This is a genomic window from Acinetobacter halobius, assembly GCF_044130335.1.
In the GTDB taxonomy this organism is placed as follows: domain Bacteria; phylum Pseudomonadota; class Gammaproteobacteria; order Pseudomonadales; family Moraxellaceae; genus Acinetobacter.
In genome coordinates this window covers 1-16,154 of sequence record NZ_JBIQOD010000026.1, presented here as the reverse complement: position 1 = coordinate 16,154, position 16,154 = coordinate 1, and the positions used below count along the sequence as shown (strand labels likewise).

General features: G+C 40.7%; 18 protein-coding genes. 8 read left to right on the top strand and 10 right to left on the bottom strand.

Going from position 1 to position 16,154, the window contains the following annotated elements; genetic code table 11:
* The first annotated feature begins 1 nt into the window (after nucleotide 1).
* From atpD to ACE01U_RS15935, 4 genes are all read left to right on the top strand, one after another.
* Nucleotides 2–1,396: a F0F1 ATP synthase subunit beta gene (gene atpD, locus ACE01U_RS15950; protein ID WP_004684425.1), complete on the top strand. Its 1,395-nt coding sequence runs from the start codon at nucleotides 2–4 to the stop codon at nucleotides 1,394–1,396.
* Nucleotides 1,397–1,422: 26 nt separating this feature from the next.
* Nucleotides 1,423–1,842 carry a F0F1 ATP synthase subunit epsilon gene (locus ACE01U_RS15945; protein WP_086210808.1) on the top strand — a complete coding sequence of 140 codons (420 nt, stop codon included), beginning with the start codon at nucleotides 1,423–1,425 and terminating at the stop codon, nucleotides 1,840–1,842.
* A 98-nt stretch (nucleotides 1,843–1,940) separates the two neighbouring features.
* Nucleotides 1,941–2,801, top strand: coding sequence for a D-hexose-6-phosphate mutarotase (locus tag ACE01U_RS15940; RefSeq protein ID WP_395579925.1), 861 nt, complete (start codon nucleotides 1,941–1,943; stop codon nucleotides 2,799–2,801).
* A gap of 137 nt (nucleotides 2,802–2,938) precedes the next feature.
* Nucleotides 2,939–3,247 carry a hypothetical protein gene (locus ACE01U_RS15935; RefSeq protein WP_151707257.1) on the top strand — a complete coding sequence of 103 codons (309 nt, stop codon included), beginning with the start codon at nucleotides 2,939–2,941 and terminating at the stop codon, nucleotides 3,245–3,247.
* Between the two features lie 32 nt (nucleotides 3,248–3,279).
* Here the strand turns inward: ACE01U_RS15935 and ACE01U_RS15930 are convergent, their stop codons facing one another.
* From ACE01U_RS15930 to ACE01U_RS15900, 7 genes are all read right to left on the bottom strand, one after another.
* A complete protein-coding gene (locus ACE01U_RS15930) occupies nucleotides 3,280–4,215 on the bottom strand; it encodes a hypothetical protein (RefSeq protein ID WP_395579924.1) in 936 nt (311 codons plus the stop codon).
* An 81-nt stretch (nucleotides 4,216–4,296) separates the two neighbouring features.
* On the bottom strand, nucleotides 4,297–4,740 hold the full coding sequence (locus tag ACE01U_RS15925; protein WP_395579923.1) for an AAA family ATPase: 444 nt from the start codon (nucleotides 4,738–4,740) through the stop codon (nucleotides 4,297–4,299).
* 83 nt (nucleotides 4,741–4,823) lie between these two features.
* Entirely contained in the window at nucleotides 4,824–5,414 is a 591-nt protein-coding gene (locus tag ACE01U_RS15920) for a hypothetical protein (protein WP_395579934.1), read from the bottom strand.
* Between the two features lie 152 nt (nucleotides 5,415–5,566).
* Nucleotides 5,567–6,001: an RcnB family protein gene (locus ACE01U_RS15915; protein WP_395579922.1), complete on the bottom strand. Its 435-nt coding sequence runs from the start codon at nucleotides 5,999–6,001 to the stop codon at nucleotides 5,567–5,569.
* Between the two features lie 62 nt (nucleotides 6,002–6,063).
* On the bottom strand, nucleotides 6,064–6,366 hold the full coding sequence (locus ACE01U_RS15910) for a hypothetical protein (RefSeq protein ID WP_086210801.1): 303 nt from the start codon (nucleotides 6,364–6,366) through the stop codon (nucleotides 6,064–6,066).
* Between the two features lie 175 nt (nucleotides 6,367–6,541).
* Nucleotides 6,542–7,087 carry a glutathione peroxidase gene (locus ACE01U_RS15905; protein ID WP_395579921.1) on the bottom strand — a complete coding sequence of 182 codons (546 nt, stop codon included), beginning with the start codon at nucleotides 7,085–7,087 and terminating at the stop codon, nucleotides 6,542–6,544.
* Between the two features lie 122 nt (nucleotides 7,088–7,209).
* Nucleotides 7,210–7,764 (bottom strand): hypothetical protein, encoded by a 555-nt coding sequence (locus ACE01U_RS15900; protein WP_395579920.1) that lies wholly within the window; start codon nucleotides 7,762–7,764, stop codon nucleotides 7,210–7,212.
* 334 nt (nucleotides 7,765–8,098) lie between these two features.
* Between ACE01U_RS15900 and ACE01U_RS15895 the strand changes: the two genes are divergently transcribed.
* Nucleotides 8,099–9,019, top strand: coding sequence for a DMT family transporter (locus ACE01U_RS15895; RefSeq protein ID WP_395579919.1), 921 nt, complete (start codon nucleotides 8,099–8,101; stop codon nucleotides 9,017–9,019).
* A gap of 395 nt (nucleotides 9,020–9,414) precedes the next feature.
* On the opposite strand, the gene tsaC is transcribed toward ACE01U_RS15895, so the two are convergent.
* From tsaC to ACE01U_RS15880, 3 genes are read right to left on the bottom strand one after another with little or no spacing between them, the layout of a single operon-like run.
* Nucleotides 9,415–9,984: an L-threonylcarbamoyladenylate synthase type 1 TsaC gene (gene tsaC / locus ACE01U_RS15890; RefSeq protein ID WP_086210797.1), complete on the bottom strand. Its 570-nt coding sequence runs from the start codon at nucleotides 9,982–9,984 to the stop codon at nucleotides 9,415–9,417.
* A gap of 45 nt (nucleotides 9,985–10,029) precedes the next feature.
* Nucleotides 10,030–11,163 carry a DNA-processing protein DprA gene (gene dprA / locus ACE01U_RS15885; protein WP_395579918.1) on the bottom strand — a complete coding sequence of 378 codons (1,134 nt, stop codon included), beginning with the start codon at nucleotides 11,161–11,163 and terminating at the stop codon, nucleotides 10,030–10,032.
* 22 nt (nucleotides 11,164–11,185) lie between these two features.
* On the bottom strand, nucleotides 11,186–12,340 hold the full coding sequence (locus ACE01U_RS15880) for a LysM peptidoglycan-binding domain-containing protein (protein ID WP_086210795.1): 1,155 nt from the start codon (nucleotides 12,338–12,340) through the stop codon (nucleotides 11,186–11,188).
* Between the two features lie 120 nt (nucleotides 12,341–12,460).
* Between ACE01U_RS15880 and def the strand changes: the two genes are divergently transcribed.
* The 3 genes from def to ACE01U_RS15865 all read left to right on the top strand — a co-directional run bounded on the left by def (nucleotide 12,461) and on the right by ACE01U_RS15865 (nucleotide 15,610).
* Entirely contained in the window at nucleotides 12,461–12,991 is a 531-nt protein-coding gene (def, locus tag ACE01U_RS15875; protein WP_086210794.1) for a peptide deformylase, read from the top strand.
* An 84-nt stretch (nucleotides 12,992–13,075) separates the two neighbouring features.
* Nucleotides 13,076–13,513 carry a DUF2946 family protein gene (locus ACE01U_RS15870; RefSeq protein ID WP_395579917.1) on the top strand — a complete coding sequence of 146 codons (438 nt, stop codon included), beginning with the start codon at nucleotides 13,076–13,078 and terminating at the stop codon, nucleotides 13,511–13,513.
* Between the two features lie 72 nt (nucleotides 13,514–13,585).
* Nucleotides 13,586–15,610, top strand: coding sequence for a TonB-dependent copper receptor (locus ACE01U_RS15865; protein WP_395579916.1), 2,025 nt, complete (start codon nucleotides 13,586–13,588; stop codon nucleotides 15,608–15,610).
* The last annotated feature ends 544 nt before the right edge of the window (nucleotides 15,611–16,154 follow it).

Here is a 16,154-nt window from a genome sequence, read left to right as displayed (position 1 = left end):
AATGAGTAGCGGTCGTATCATTCAGATCATCGGCGCGGTTATCGACGTCGAGTTTGAACGTAACAGCGTTCCTAAGATCTATGACGCTCTCCACGTTGATGGCACTGAAACTACATTAGAAGTTCAGCAACAACTTGGTGATGGCGTAGTTCGTACTATTGCAATGGGTTCTACTGAAGGCCTTAAGCGTGGTTTGAACGTAACGAATACTAACGCACCAATCTCTGTACCAGTAGGTACAGCGACTTTGGGTCGTATCATGGATGTTCTTGGTCGCCCAATCGACGAAGCTGGTCCAGTTGCGACTGAAGCGCGTTTGCCGATTCACCGTCAAGCACCTTCTTATGCTGAACAAGCAGCTTCTACTGACCTTTTAGAAACTGGTATTAAAGTCATCGACTTACTATGCCCGTTTGCTAAAGGTGGTAAAGTTGGTCTGTTCGGTGGTGCCGGTGTTGGTAAAACTGTAAACATGATGGAGTTGATCAACAACATCGCGAAAGCGCACTCAGGTTTATCTGTGTTCGCTGGTGTTGGTGAGCGTACTCGTGAAGGTAACGACTTCTATCACGAGATGAAAGACTCAAACGTTCTTGACAAAGTAGCAATGGTTTACGGTCAGATGAACGAGCCACCAGGTAACCGTTTACGCGTAGCGTTGACTGGTTTGACTATGGCTGAGTACTTCCGTGACGAGAAAGACGAAAACGGCAAAGGCCGTGACGTACTATTGTTCGTAGACAACATCTACCGTTATACACTAGCAGGTACTGAAGTATCAGCACTTCTAGGTCGTATGCCATCTGCAGTAGGTTATCAACCAACACTTGCAGAAGAGATGGGTGTTCTTCAAGAACGTATTACATCGACTAAGTCTGGTTCGATTACGTCAATCCAAGCGGTATACGTACCTGCCGATGACTTAACAGATCCATCGCCTGCAACGACATTTGCTCACTTAGACGCAACTGTTGTATTGAGCCGTGACATCGCATCTTCTGGTATTTACCCAGCGATCGATCCACTGGATTCAACTTCACGTCAGTTAGATCCACTAGTTGTGGGTGCTGAGCATTACGAGATCGCTCGTTCAGTTCAAAACGTTCTTCAACGTTATAAAGAATTGAAAGACATCATCGCGATTCTTGGTATGGACGAACTTGCAGAAGAAGATAAGTTGACTGTTTACCGTGCGCGTAAAATCCAACGTTTCTTCTCTCAACCGTTCCACGTAGCTGAAGTGTTTACTGGTGCTCCTGGTAAACTTGTACCGCTTAAAGAAACGATTCGTGGCTTTAAAGGTCTTTTAGCTGGTGAATACGATCACATCCCAGAACAAGCGTTCTACATGGTTGGTGGTATTGACGAAGTAATTGCTAAAGCTGAGAAACTTTAATTAGTTACCTAATTTAGGAGATTCTCATGGCGACTATGCAGTGTGATGTTGTAAGTGTTCAAGAGTCTTTGTACTCTGGCACTGTAACGATGCTAATTGCTAAAGGTGCTGGTGGTGAGTTGGGTATTATGCCTGGTCACGCACCACTAGTAACTTTACTCAAGCCGGGCGCAATCCGCGTTCTACTTGAAAATGGTACAGAAGAGTTAATCTATGTATCTGGTGGTGTACTCGAAGTTCAACCGCATGTTGTGACGGTTCTTGCAGATACTGCAGTCCGTGCAGAAAACTTAGATGAAGCAGCAATTATTGAAGCGCGTAAACACGCTGAACAATTGCTTGCAAATCAAAAGAGCGACTTGGACTCTGCTGCCGCTTTGGCTGCTCTTGCAGAAACTGCTGCTCAGTTGGAAACCATCCGCAAAATCAAGAACCGTGCTCAGTAAGAGACGGTTTGAGATTAAAAAAGCCACCCGAAAGGGTGGTTTTTTTATGTCGAAAAAATTTAGTATAAATGGCGTTAATTCGAAAAGTGTGAAAATTTATGTTCAATATTTCTGGCATTAGCATTGATCAACTTGCCGAGAGTGAGTTGGATGTTTTAAAAGTATCAAATGCATATTGTGATGCCGTGATGAGTTACCAAGGAGCACAAGTACTCGAATTTTATTCCAAAGTGAAACAACAGCCTTTGCTTTGGCTCTCTGAACTAAATTCTTATCAGGCAGGGACAGCCATTAGAGGAGGGATTCCTTTATGTTTTCCGTGGTTTAGTGCCCACTCACAACATGCCGATTTTCCTGCACACGGCTTTGCACGGAACCTGAAATGGAAACTTGTCAATGTTATTGAGAGTGAAGCAGGGCATGAAATTATTTTTGAATTGAGGGATTCAAATGTAACGCGCAGATATTGGGATGTTGCATTTAAGTTGAGTATGCATATTTATTGTGGTGAAAAATTGCAACTCATGATGCAACTGAGCAATTTAGATACAGTGGATATAGAATTTAGCTTTGCATGGCATAGCTATTTTCCTGCCAAAACAGAAATTGCTAAAATTTCGGGATTAGACAATACAACTTATATTGATCAATTGAATAACAATAAAGTTCAGAATCAATTTGAGCAACAGATTGAGTTTAAATCAGAATTAGATCGCATTTATCCTCTAACAAGGGGGCAGTTTGTTTTAGAACAAGACACGCAGCACCAGATTTTTATTCGTAGTACTGCAAAAAGTGCAATTATCTGGAATCCTTGGATAGATAAATCGAGGCGTATTCTTGATATTCGAGATGATGCTTGGCAAGATTTCGTTTGTATTGAGTGCGGGCAAATTGCATCAGAGAAAGTATTTTTAAAAGTGGGAGAAATGATCCAATTTGAACTATGTATAGAGTAAATGGGAAGCCTTCGCGCAGTAAAGCCATCTAGATTGAGGCCAACGGATAGTACTCAAGTGAATATGTAGCTAAAGTTGCATATATTTCATTCAATAAAAAGTATAAGTTGATACAGTATTGTTAAGTGAATAAGACCATGAACCTGATTGCCTATGAAGCTCATTTTTGGGAGCTTTACCAAGACTTTGAGCGCTATTATCTGAGTATTGCCATTGATATGAGTTCGGTTGTGTCTTGTTGGGACTTGGTTTTGACGCAAGAAGAAATTTTGCAATATGAACATCGTGGCCGAGTCAGTATTCAGGAATTGGCCAAGTGCATTATAGAAGCCGCCTATAAAGGTGATTTTTCTAGCATAGAATCTCGTTTAGCCAAGCCTTATGAACGACAAGCGATGCAATTGGCCTTTAGAAACTGGATGAAAAGTACTCAAGTCCAGCAGTAAGCTGAATTTATTTTCTATTATGGTGGGTGGGCTTAATTCTTTTTAAGAAAAGCCTGACTGAGCTGATGGAGTAGCATCTGGCTTACAGCATCCTGCTGTTGCTGGATGAGTTGTTTGATTTGGTCGATCTGAGGCTTCTCTTGAGGAATGATGATGTCCTGATCTATTTCTAGTTCAGAGATAGCATTTGGCTGTTCCGCGACTAAGTTAGAGGATGGATGTTCAGCATGCCAAAGCTGTGTTTCAAGTGACATGATGTATTTATATTCATCGGTATTTGGGTTGAACCGCTTATAAAGCCTTAAGTCTTGCATCGCATCTTGACGGCTCCGGTGTGGTGTATCTGTTTCGGTTTTTAGCCATTCAGATATCACGGGGTGAATTTCATGATGCATCTGTTGGTAATAAATCCAGTCACTGAGTAGGGCATGGTCTATGTCCGAGACATAAGGACTATTCTGTTGTAGCAGTTGCTGTAAATGTTCTAAGACCAAAATTTCCTGCTGCTGTAAGGCGTAACGCGCTTCTGTGTTGATCTGTTGATATTCTTCTGCGGGAATTTCAGAGAAATATTGTTGATCGACAAAGGCATCGACAATATGTGTCTGGAACAGGTCATTCCATTGCTCTAGCGCATGTATTTCTAATTGCTGTAGTTCTTTAAAGCCTTTACTTTGATAATGATTTAACTTGATACGCTGAATATTTTGCTGATTAAGCTCAATTTTCTGTTTGATATACTCAGCATAGGCGCCTTGCTGTTTGGGGCTGACAGGGATTAGCACATCGACCAAAAGTAATTGTTGTTGCTGTTTGTATTTCAACCAATCTTGAGTGCGTTGGGTTTCTTTGTACTCTTTAGACAAAAAATGGGTCAAATGTGGTGTCGTTTTTTCAGGCATTACAAAATGCATCACGCCAAAAACCATGATTGCTAAACAGACCACCACAAGAATGACTTTTTTCATTATAGAAATGTTTTTCTGTGTTTATTATTTGTAGATGTTAGCTCAAAAATGAGAAATAGTTAATATTTTTTCATCAAACTATTAAGTATGTATGGGAGAAATGGAAAACTCCCCATGACCTAGAATATTAACTTTATATAAGGCATTAAAGCCCTCAGCATGTTGTGGCTGCTCAAATTTTTTATAAGTGGCACGAACACCGACATCGGGAATGCAAGCTTTGCCTTCGCGTAAGCGATTACGTTGTAGAGCACTACTGAGTTCAGTTTCGAAACAATAGCCAATGATCTCGAAGCCTGCGTCCTTTGCCCTTTGAATATAGCGGGCTCGGTCAGCGATGGTTGGGTTGGTATTATCAATCACCATTTTGGTTTTTGAGGCCAGTCCTGCTTCAAACATGATCTTTTCACGATGCCTTGTTTTCAGCATGTCGAGGTTGATGCGTAAATGGCTATTGGCCAAATTTAGCAGATAATAGCTCGATTTTCCTGAAGCTTGGATGCCCATAAAAATAATCAGTTGCATATGTGATTTAAATACTCGCTGTGCGAGAAAGCCTTTGAATAATTTTCTCCCCTTATTGTTAAAGTCGCAAGACTTAAAATAATTTAAGACTGCTTTTCAGCTGCCGCATCGTTGTCCGCTTGTTGAGGAATCATCATAGAAGCCAGTTTCAGCATTTCGGATTGGATTGTGCCCATTTGTTGTTGAATTTTTTTAAAATCCACTTGGCTGAGATCCACTTGTCCATTTAAAAATGGTGAAGCCAAAACTTGTTGGTTCGCGGAGAGTAAAGTATTACGAATATCGTTAATTTCTTGAGTTTTGAGGTTAAGGCTGTTCAAAGCAGCATTAAACCCAGTCAATTGTTTTTGTAAGGCAGAGGCTGCCTGTTGCAATTGTTGTTGATCGTGCTGATCAATTGCGGTTTGTAGATCGTTTTGGGTTTCTTGAAGCTGGGTGACATATTCTCCTGCTTTTAATTGCAGATCTGCTACATCACGGACGATATACAGCATGCTCCCTGTTTTGAGTTCAGGTTTTTCAGTGTTTTGCACATGTGCTGTTGAGCTCTGATCAGCGTTTTCAGTTTGAATATTTTGCTGGTTTGGTTCGGCTGCTTGTTCACAGCCAATCAGCAAAATGCCCGCACTAAACAAAGCAAAAGGGAGAATTAAGTTTTGTAAAAATTTTTTCATCATCAAATCAATATTGCGGCTATCTATTTTTAATATAGAGGCAAAATGTGCAGATAAAATAGAGTGTTTCAAAGTCATAACAAAACTATTTGAGAAGCTAAAAAAAAGAGTGCCGTGGCACTCTTTCTTCTGATTCGATATCAGCAGATAACTTAACCTGCAATAATTTTGATAATGGCATGTGTACGAATGTCTGTCAGTACATAGTCGCCATTCACTTTAATCCATTGTTGGTTTTTACCTGGTTTGCTCAATTTTTTAAACTTTTTATGGTCGACTTTGTAGCCTTGACCACGGTATTGAGTTGGTACGGGATTGCCTGGCTTCCAAGATGCTGATGGTCTTGGCGCTTTATCGTGGTTTGGTTTTTGTTGACCTGGTTGCTGTGCAGCTTGTGGAGCAGGTTTATGCTCATCAGCATGATGGTTGGATGCATCTTTATGTGCATCATTGTGATTTGGCGCATCATTGTGATTTTGTGTTGCATGCTCTGCGTTGTTACGTTGATCTTGTGGAGCAGCAAATGCAGGAGCAACAACTAATGCAGTTGAGAATGAAAAAATTACAGCTTTAATTAAACGATTCATAATTGACCTTTTTAAATATTGTATGCGTTGATGGCGTAAGTTACAGAGGCAATAATGCAATATTACGCAGCTTTAACTGGTTTTTTTTCGCCAGTTTTGTGTTGCGGTTGTGTGTGGTTCTGAGGTGTAACTTTCTTGCTTGTTGCCTTTTTAGGTGTTTCTTTTTTCTTTTGTACAGCTGGTGTTGGTGTCTTAGATTGCTTTTTTACAGCTACTGGCTTACTTGCGTCAGCTGCTTTATGTACGTGCTGTTGAGTTGCTGCTTGAGTTTTAGCAGGTTGCTGTTCTGCTTGTGCTGCAAAAACAGGTGCAGCGACTAATGCTGTGGATAATGAGAGAATAACTGCTTGCACCAAATGTTTCATAATCGACCTTTCAATTCATATCTGTCTTGTTCTGATGTTGCTATTACAACAGTAAGTGTTCGAGTTAATTTGGATTTTATGTTGTATAAAGTTTAAAACTGTGGAGGAATAAAGGAGACGAATGAAAAGTAGGTCAGAAAGTAAGAATCTCACTTTCTGAGCATATGAGCTGTTTTTACTTTAATAGTTCAGCATTGATTGCATCGACGATACGAGGATCATTGGCTGTAATATCGGGTGCGAAGCGCGCAACCACTTCTCCATTCTTATTGATTAAGAATTTTTCAAAGTTCCACAGTACCTCAGGTGGTTCATTTGGTGTTAAACCGTAGTCAACTAAGTCTTTCCACCATGGACCTTCTCCAATACGTTCAGGAATGGCTTGGGTCAGAGTTTGGTATAGCGGATGTTTGTCATCGCCTGCAACTGAGATTTTTGAGAAGAGTGGAAAATCAACTTGGTAATTGAGTGAGCAAAATTCTTGAATTTCAGTATCTGAACCAGGCTCTTGCGCTAAGAAATCATTAGCAGGGAAGCCTAAAATTTCTAGACCTTGAGATTTTTTGTCTTGGTAGAGTTTTTCTAAACCTTCGTATTGTGGTGTCAGTCCACATTTAGATGCAACATTCACCACCAGTAGTACTTTACCTTGGTACTGGTTTAGGTTGATGTTTTCACCCTGAATGGTTTTGACTGGAATGTTATAAATCGAAGAGCTCATTTGAGTGTCCTTATATAAAGTCTATTTTATTGTGTTGTAAGCGTTCGCCAAAGTCACGTCAATTTGATGTCTCATCACAACAAAAAGCAAGCCGAAGCTTGCTTTAATGTTTTGCTTTAAGGTTAAGGAGCATGAGCTGCTTTGACTTTGGCTTCTAAAGCCGTGACATCAGCCATGATGGTTTTCTGTAGTTCCATGGCATTGTTTTGAAGCTCGGTAATTTTTGCGCTATCTGGTTTTGTTTCAATACTCTCTTTAGTCAGCTCAATACCAAGGTTATTGGCATCCTGCATTTTTTTACGCAAGGCATCCACCTCAGTACTTTTTAAAGTTAAAGCATCAAGCTCATCATTAAATTGTTTGACATAGGTTTCTGTTTTTTCAAGCACTGCTTTAAGTTGTGTCGAATCTTTCTTTTCGACAACTGCGGCAACTTCTTTTTGGAATGCTGTGGCTTCCTGTGCTTTTGCATTTGATAAGGTTTCTACGGCCAATAAATCGGCTTGAATATCAGCAATGTTATTATTGCTATGATTAGCAACGACGGTGGTTGCCTCGGTGGAGGTTGTTTCAGATGCAGACGTTGTTTGTTCAACGGCCGGTTCAGTTCCTTTCTTTTCACATGCGGCCAAAGATAGCGTGGCCAAACAGACTGTGGTTAAAAGTAACTTTTTCATAAGAACATCCTTCTATCGGGAAATATGCTTGGTATCTGCCAAAGTCGCAGTGCAATGACAAATCTATTCAGAATGCGTTTCTCATACGCTATAAATAAGATGCAGAGATGGCCGAATGCGTTCTATGGTGTTTTTGTAGAGTTGGCACGTAGAAAGTGATGACTGTAATCTGTTTTGCACTTATGGTTGTTTTTAATACTTTGTTTTTTATTGATTTTAAATTTAAAAATAAATGTATCAATTATGTTGAATACCCAAATGATATTCGAATAAACTGAAAAAATGCTTTAACATTCATCTAAATTTTGCATACAAAAGTTGAACTGGATTAGGCATGAGTACTACACAACAACGAATGTATTGGGCTTTGAGTTTACCCATCATTGCTGTACTGATTTGGTCAATCAATATTGTGGTCACGCGTTATGTGGCAGATTTTATTTCACCCGTGAGTATTAGCTTTTATCGTTGGTTCTTTGCTTTTATCCTTTTAACTCCTTTTGCACTCATTCCATTATGTCGTAAATGGGTATTGATCCGAGGACATATTTGGCAACTCGCGGTATTGAGCGCATTTGGTCTAGTGTTGTATCAGGGCTTAGCTTATACGGCTGCCCATTATACCACTGCGACTAATATGGGGCTGATTAATGCCTTTATTCCGATCTTTACCATTTTTGTTTCATTGTTGATTTTAAAAGATATTCCAAATCGCTTTGCGATTATTGGCAGTATTCTCTCTTTTGCTGGTTTGGTCTATATCATTGGGCAGGGCAATCTGGCGGGCTTAGTTCAGTCTGGCGGACACTTTGGTGATGTCTTGATGGTGGTTGCTGTCTTTTTCTATGCCTTTTATGGCGTGTTTTTAAAGAAATGGCAATTACAGATTCCACTCATGTTGAGCCTTTATGTCCAAATCTTTTTTGCGCTGCTTTATCATTTACCATTTATTGCATATTTCGGACTGGATTCAATCAATAGTCAAAATGCAGCGAGTGTCTTATATGCCAGCATCTTTCCTTCATTGGTGGCACCGATGGTTTGGATGCTTGCAATTACGCGTTTAGGGCCAAACCGAACCAGCATTTTTATGAACTTGATGCCTGTTTTTACTGCAGTAATTGCATTTTTCTGGTTAAAAGAGGCGTGGACGGTCTATCATACTGTTGGTGGTATTGTGATCATCTTGGGTATTTTACTCGCACAGCGAAAAACGGCACAAAAGGTTTCTACTTTGACGGGTCATTTAGATTAAAAGGTTGAAAAATGTACAAACAGATGTATTTTGAATAGAATAATTCATTTATTTTTTTGTTTGTAATAGTATTTTTAGATTAACAATGTTCTTTAATATGCCTAAAAAATCATTAAAAATAGACAGATAATTTTAATTATCTTTCAATTATTCAGATTAATCATGCTTTTAGACGCATGATTAATACAAAAAATCTATTTGTTAGAAGTTACATTTTGCTACATAATACGCGCACTGCGAAACGATGATGCTTTTAAACAGTGCATTTGCTTTTGCTCAACGGTTTTCAGACCCTCTGGATGTGATTACACATCCTTTTTTATGCTCAGCCATCCCTATATGGCTGAGCTTTTTTTTGTCTATTTTTCCTATAAGTTCTGACCAGAAGCCTATTTTTAGGCACGAACCACTTCACCGGTTTCTGCATCAAGTATGCGACTTGGTTCTTGGCTTAGCCCTAAGTCACCATTTAGATAACTTACCTGTTGGGCAAAATATTGGCTTGCATCTTGTAATGAGCGTGCAGGATCGAGTCCAGCAGGATTGGCGCTGGTGGAAACAATAAAGCCCTGAAAAGCATTGCACAGGGCAACGCAAATGGGATGTGTGGTGACGCGAACCGCAACTTTAGGATGATTGCCTTTAATCCATGTCGGAATATGTTCATTTGCAGGCAAGAGCCATGTGGTTGCACGTTCAGATGGACTACGATGACTCCAGCTATCAATAACTTGCTGGCGAATAGTAGGATCTAGATGTTCTAAAAGCGGTTCAACTTGAGAAATTTGCCCGGCCAGTAAAATGACGCCTTTTTCTATAGGACGCTGTTTAATCCGTAGAATGTCCAAAAATGCCTGTTCGTTATAAGGATCACAGCCTAAACCCCATACTGCTTCTGTTGGATATGCTAAAACTTGACCATGTTTTAAACATTGCGCCGCTTCAGTCACAGAGGTGGTAATCATTACACGTGGTACCTTTTATTGGGGAAAGAGGGACTATTGTGAACTTTATTGGTGAGAACGGCAACGCAGATAATTTCCAGCCTGTTGTTGTGCAAGTCCCAAAATTTCCAGTTCCATCAATTGACTGGTGAGTGTGGCAATATCCACCCCAAGTTTAAAATTGAGCTGATCCATATTCTGTCCAACCCAATCCAGTTGATTATAGAGCTCAAGTAAATCGGGGGGAATTTCAAGATCTGCATTTTCATGCAGTCCATTTGCTTGAGATTGGCTATGCCACTGGGTAGGGAGCGCTAAATCTTCAATGACCTGTTCAGGATGATCAACTAAAATAGCTCCTTCACGAATCAATTGATGGCAGCCTTGATGGTGTTCACTGTAAATATGCCCTGGAATGGCAAAAATGGTTTTTCCTTGCTCTGCGGCTCTTTGTGCGGTTCCTAGAGAGCCACTTTTTAAGGCTGCTTCTGCAATGACAACCCCTAGACTCAGTGCACTGACGATACGATTCCGCCGTGGAAAATTACGCTGTAAAGGTGGGGTGCTGGGCAGAAACTCTGTAATAATGCAGCCATTATTTTCCAATATTTGTGTGCGGAGCGTTTGATGTTGGGAGGGGTAAGTGAGATCTAAGCCTGTACCTATCACCGCAATTGTACGTTGATGTTTTAATCCACCCTGATGCGCCGCAGCATCAATGCCCTCAGCTAAGCCACTGGTAATGTAAAAGCCTTTTTCTGCCAAGTAATAAGCAAAGTCATACGCGATTTGCTTACCTTGGGGGCTCGGCTTACGACTACCGACGATAGCAACTTGAGCTTGCATTAAGTTTTGTAGATTACCCTGACCAAACAAGACTGGCGGCCGATCTGCATAAGGGAGTAGTTGAGAGGGGTAATTGCTTTCGGTTTCTAGCAAGATAAAATCACAACTGGTTTGGATGTTATGCAGTACACTTTGCAATCTGTTTTGTCCAGCAGGCGTTTGTAGCTCTGCTACACGTTGCAGGTGGCTTTTGTGCAAACCGAGTTTGGACCAAGTATTGATATGAGCTGGAGCAACGGCTTCACTGCTTGAGCCAAAATGAAGTTGTAATTTTTGAAAGCTCGATAAAGAATGCTGAACTAAATACCACAGGGTGATTGTTGCAATCTGTTCATGTGATAATGAGTTCAGCATATATGTACCTTAAAGCAACGGATTATTCATCCACAACCGATGGATAAATATGAGCGCCCAAGTTCATTGGTAACTCACTGTCGAGTACATAAGCATAACTAACGCGGTCAAAGGTTTTGAATACCATGATGTTGCCAATACGCTCAGTTGGAAGCGTAAGTTTTTCATTGGTCTTCGGATCACGGATTTCTTGACCCTTTTGGCTGACCGCGAACACATAGCCTGATTGAACGCCATCCATTGTGCCACGGTCAATGGTTACAACTGAATGCTTCGCTGCCAAACCAATCGAACCTTGAACACGAATCACTTGACCGCCACCAGTCACATCTTGTGCATGTGTTGGGTAGAACAAGGTTGGAAGCATGGCATCATATTCAGGTAGGACACGATAACCACGACGGACTTCAGAATTATATGAGTCTGTAATTTCTAAAGTTGACATGTCATTTTCACCACGGATGGCAATGGCTGAACCAACCTGAGTCAACTCTAAACCTAGATTTTGTTTTTTACCTTCTGCATCCGTCACAATATACGGTTCGCCTTCACGGTAAATCGCGTAGCGCTGACCGACTTGAATGCCTTGACCACGTGCATAAACAGTTTGGCCTTTACCTGCAATGACTCGTTGATCTGCAGCACCGACAATATATGGTGTATCTTTTAATGATTCTTCAGGCAGAATAGTACTGTGTTCTAGCCAGTTCTTAATATATTCAAGTGGAATCACTGGAATTGCATTGTTTAATGATTCAACGCGAGCTTGTGGTTGAAGTTTGGTGCCACCTGCATAACGACGAATAATCCCTTCACAGCCATCGCCTTCGTCTTTGCCAATTATTGGGCGACCTTCATAGGTACACATCAGCAAGCGGTCACCTGGGAAAATCCAGTGCGGGTTTTTAACATGTTTATTACTTGCCCAAATTTCAGGCCAGCGGACAGGATTATTGAGAAAACGTTTAGAAATATCCCACAAGGTATCGCCTTTTTTCACCACATAAACATTTGGTGCATTGGCTTTTAGAGCAGGTGGATTGGTATTTCGAGCAGGTGCTGCATGTGCTGTAGAAATAACGCTTGCTCCAACGCTTACACAAATGGCAAGAGCTAGTATGTGTTGCTTAAACCCCAAGGCACTAAAAGATGGCATGCCCATAAAAACCTTTTTCATTATCATAATTCCTAAAATTATGTATGTAGTTGCGTTATAATAACGATATTACACACATTTTTTTGATCAAGCATTCCCTTCATTTGGTTTTTTGATCAATGGCATAATTGAGGACGCAGTATGGCCTTATTACCTATTTTAAGTTTTCCTGATCCCCGTCTTCGTACCATTGCAGAACCCGTCGAAGAAGTTACTGATGAAATTCGTCAGCTGGCTACAGATATGTTTGAAACCATGTATGAAGCGCCAGGCATTGGACTTGCCGCGACACAAGTTGATCGTCATATTCAGTTAATTGTCATGGACTTGTCTGAACATAAAGACCAACCTTTGGTATTCATTAACCCCAAAGTCACCCCATTGACCGAAGAAACACAGCCCTATGAAGAAGGCTGTCTATCAGTTCCTCAAATATACGATAAAGTTGCGCGTCCGTCACGTGTAAAGATCGAAGCAATTAACCTTGAAGGTCAAGCATTTGAGGTCGAAGCTGACGGACTTCTCGCTGTTTGCATTCAACATGAAATGGATCACTTAAATGGCAAATTATTTGTCGATTATCTGTCGCCGCTGAAGCGTCAACGTGCACGGGAAAAAGTGGAAAAAATCACGCGTCAACGTCAAAAAGACAAAGTAGCCGTAAAACGTTAATTTTTCCTAAATTTCATAAACAAAGCCCAATTTTGATTGGGCTTTGTTATATACTTCGCACGTCCTCAACTTAGGTGGAATGGATTGTTCTTTAGAGCTGCGTTGCTACTGTCTTGTGTAGCCGTGTTTTTACAGATTGCTGTTTTTTTACAGCCTTTGCTTCCGACGCAATATCAAATTGCGCCGGTCTGTGAAACCATTACGCGTGCGCTTTTACTCAAGCCAGTTGAACATCTCAGTTCTCATGCTGAAAAGCATTCCACGCATCATCATGATATGCAGACTCAGCATGAACTCAGTTCACAACATGCTGAACACGATCATCATGATGCCAGTCATCAATGCCAATACTGTACGGTGTACGGTAATTTAGTCTTACCGCCCGATTTAGAGTTGAAATCGGTACTCGATCGTATTCAAGTCCGTTTAGTTGCATTTCAAAAAGCCTTTGTGCATGTTTGGTTTGCGCTACAACAACTTTTCTTACTGCCTCAAGGGCGAGCACCACCACTGTTTGTATAAACCTAGACATTTATTTTTCGGGTCTTAACGGACTCTAGCCTAGTTGTATTTATAGATTTAGTGAGAATAAAAATGGCTCAGCCTACATTCTTTTTACAGCCTCTTGCGGCTGCGATTTCTCTTGCTTGTTTTTCAAGTGTCGTATTTGCCACAGAGACAGAAAGTGCGCATATTTTAGCGCCGATTGTGGTGACAGCTCAGCAGGGCAATGATGCCAATGGCCTCATTGTACATGCCGATCCGAAGCAACCCACGCAGCCAATTCCTGCAGTTGACGGTGCAGCCTACCTACAAAGTATTGTCGGTTTTAACCAGATCAAAAACGGCGGTGCGAATGGCGATGTCACCTTCCGTGGTATGTTTGGTTCCCGTATTAAAATCCTCACCGATGGTACGGAAAACCTAGGCGCATGCCCAGGTCGTATGGATAATCCAGCGTCGTATGTTTCTCCTGAAAGCTACGACAAAATCACGGTCGTAAAAGGGCCGCAAACTGTTCAGTATGCGCATACTGGTTCAGCCGCAACCGTTATTTTTGAACGTGAACCTGAACAGCTCACTTCGGCGAAACCTTATCGTGGACAAGCCAGTGTCATGCTTGGCTCTTATGGTCGTTTAGATCAAAATGTTGAAGCTGCTGTTGGTGATGAAAAGAAATATGCACGTTTAAATGCTAACCGTTCGATTGCAGACAGTTATCAAGATGGAGCGGGCGATACGGTTCCATCGGATTGGGAAAAATGGAATGCAGACCTTGCATTGGGCTGGACTCCGAATGAAGACACATGGATAGAGCTAAAAGGTGGTAAAAGTGATGGTGAGGCTGTTTATGCCGGACGACCAATGGATGGCTCTAAGTTTGCTCGTGAAAGTCTAGGTTTGCATCTGCAAAAGAAAAATGTCAGCGAAGTGATTAAGAAGGTCGAAGCACAAGTTGACTATAGCTATAACGACCATGTTATGGATAATTTTAGTTTACGTACACCACCAATGATGGCTATGGCGATGAATGTGACGCGCCGTACTGTGAATGCACGTGCTGCGATTACGACAGCATGGGAGAAATGGAGTGCTATTTCTGGCTTGGATTCTCAGCATAATCAACATGCTGGAAATATGTATATGCAAGGTGCTTCAGTAATCCCATCCTTGGATGAGGATTTACGTTTCCAATCTTATGGCGCATTCAGTGAATGGACTTATGAATTTAGTCCAGATCAGAAGTTGGTTGCAGGTGCACGTATTGATCAGGTCAAAATTGATGCTTTAGAACTGAGTGATGAACGTAAAGAAACCTTACCAAGTGGTTTTATTCGCATGGAAAATCAGCATCCTGAACATAATGCCAAATCGTATATCGGACTGGGTTATGTAGAGCGCGTTCCAGATTATTGGGAATTATTCAGTACAGCGCATGGCAACACAGGTATGTCAAAGCCGACATTTAACGATCTCGACACTGAAAAAACCTTACAGCTTGATATGGGCTATCAGCAAGAGCATGGCGCATTTAGTTTATGGACATCTGCATATACTGGTTTGATCAACGACTTTATTTTACTCAGTTATCATAACCATTCGACAGGACACGGGCATGGTTCATCTTTTAGTGCAGGTGCTAAAAATGTTGATGCAATAATTGCAGGTGCTGAAGCGGGTATGGGTTACCAATTTACTGATGCGATTCAAGCCGATATTAGTACCATGTATGCATGGGGAGAAATTACGGATAATAATGATCCACTTCCTCAGATTGCTCCTTTGGAAGGCCGTTTCAATCTAAGATACGTACAAGATAAGTATTCTTTAGGCTTATTGTGGCGTGCGGTGGCAAAGCAGGATCGTATTAACCTAAATAAAGGTAATATTGTGGGATATGACACTGGTGAGAGTAAGGGTTTTAGTACACTTGCATTGAATGCAACCTATAAAGTGATGAATGATGTTGATCTAGCTGTGGGTATAGACAATGTTCTTGATAAGACTTATACCGAACACTTAAATAAGTTGGGTGTTGGTGTAGATGGTCAAGTTGGCACTGAACAGTTTAACAATATAGGGCGTAATTATTGGGCACGTATCAGTATGAAGTTCTAAAAATATAGAGTAATCATCGCAACAGCCTGTCTAGAAATAGATGGGCTGTTTTGCTTTGTAAGTTAAAAAATGTTTGATAAAACAGCATGCTGAATAAAGATTCAACAGAAAGTGGCTGAGGAAACAGTAGTTTAAAGATAGCAATTGAGTTGATTTTTAAAATATGTAATATAAAACAATATGTTAGGGTATAAAAATGTATGCCGTACAGGTTGAATTTAAGTGGCTATGAAAATTAGTTAAAATTTATAAAATAAATTTTATATAAATAACAACAACTTAAATTTATGTGAGTTTGAAAAGTAAACATTTGAAAATATTTATTCAGAATAAGTGTTGCAAGTAGTTAGAAATCCTGTAGAATGCACATCCATCGGCGGTGATGAAGATTAAAACTTCTGATAAAACAGCAACTTAGTTGAAATTGATTGAGTTGGGTTTTAGAAAGAGAGTTTAAAATAATTTAAATTACCAGTTGACTTTTAAGAGATTGAGAGTAATATAGCCGACCTAGCTTGATGGTGACGAACCATTGAGAAGATCA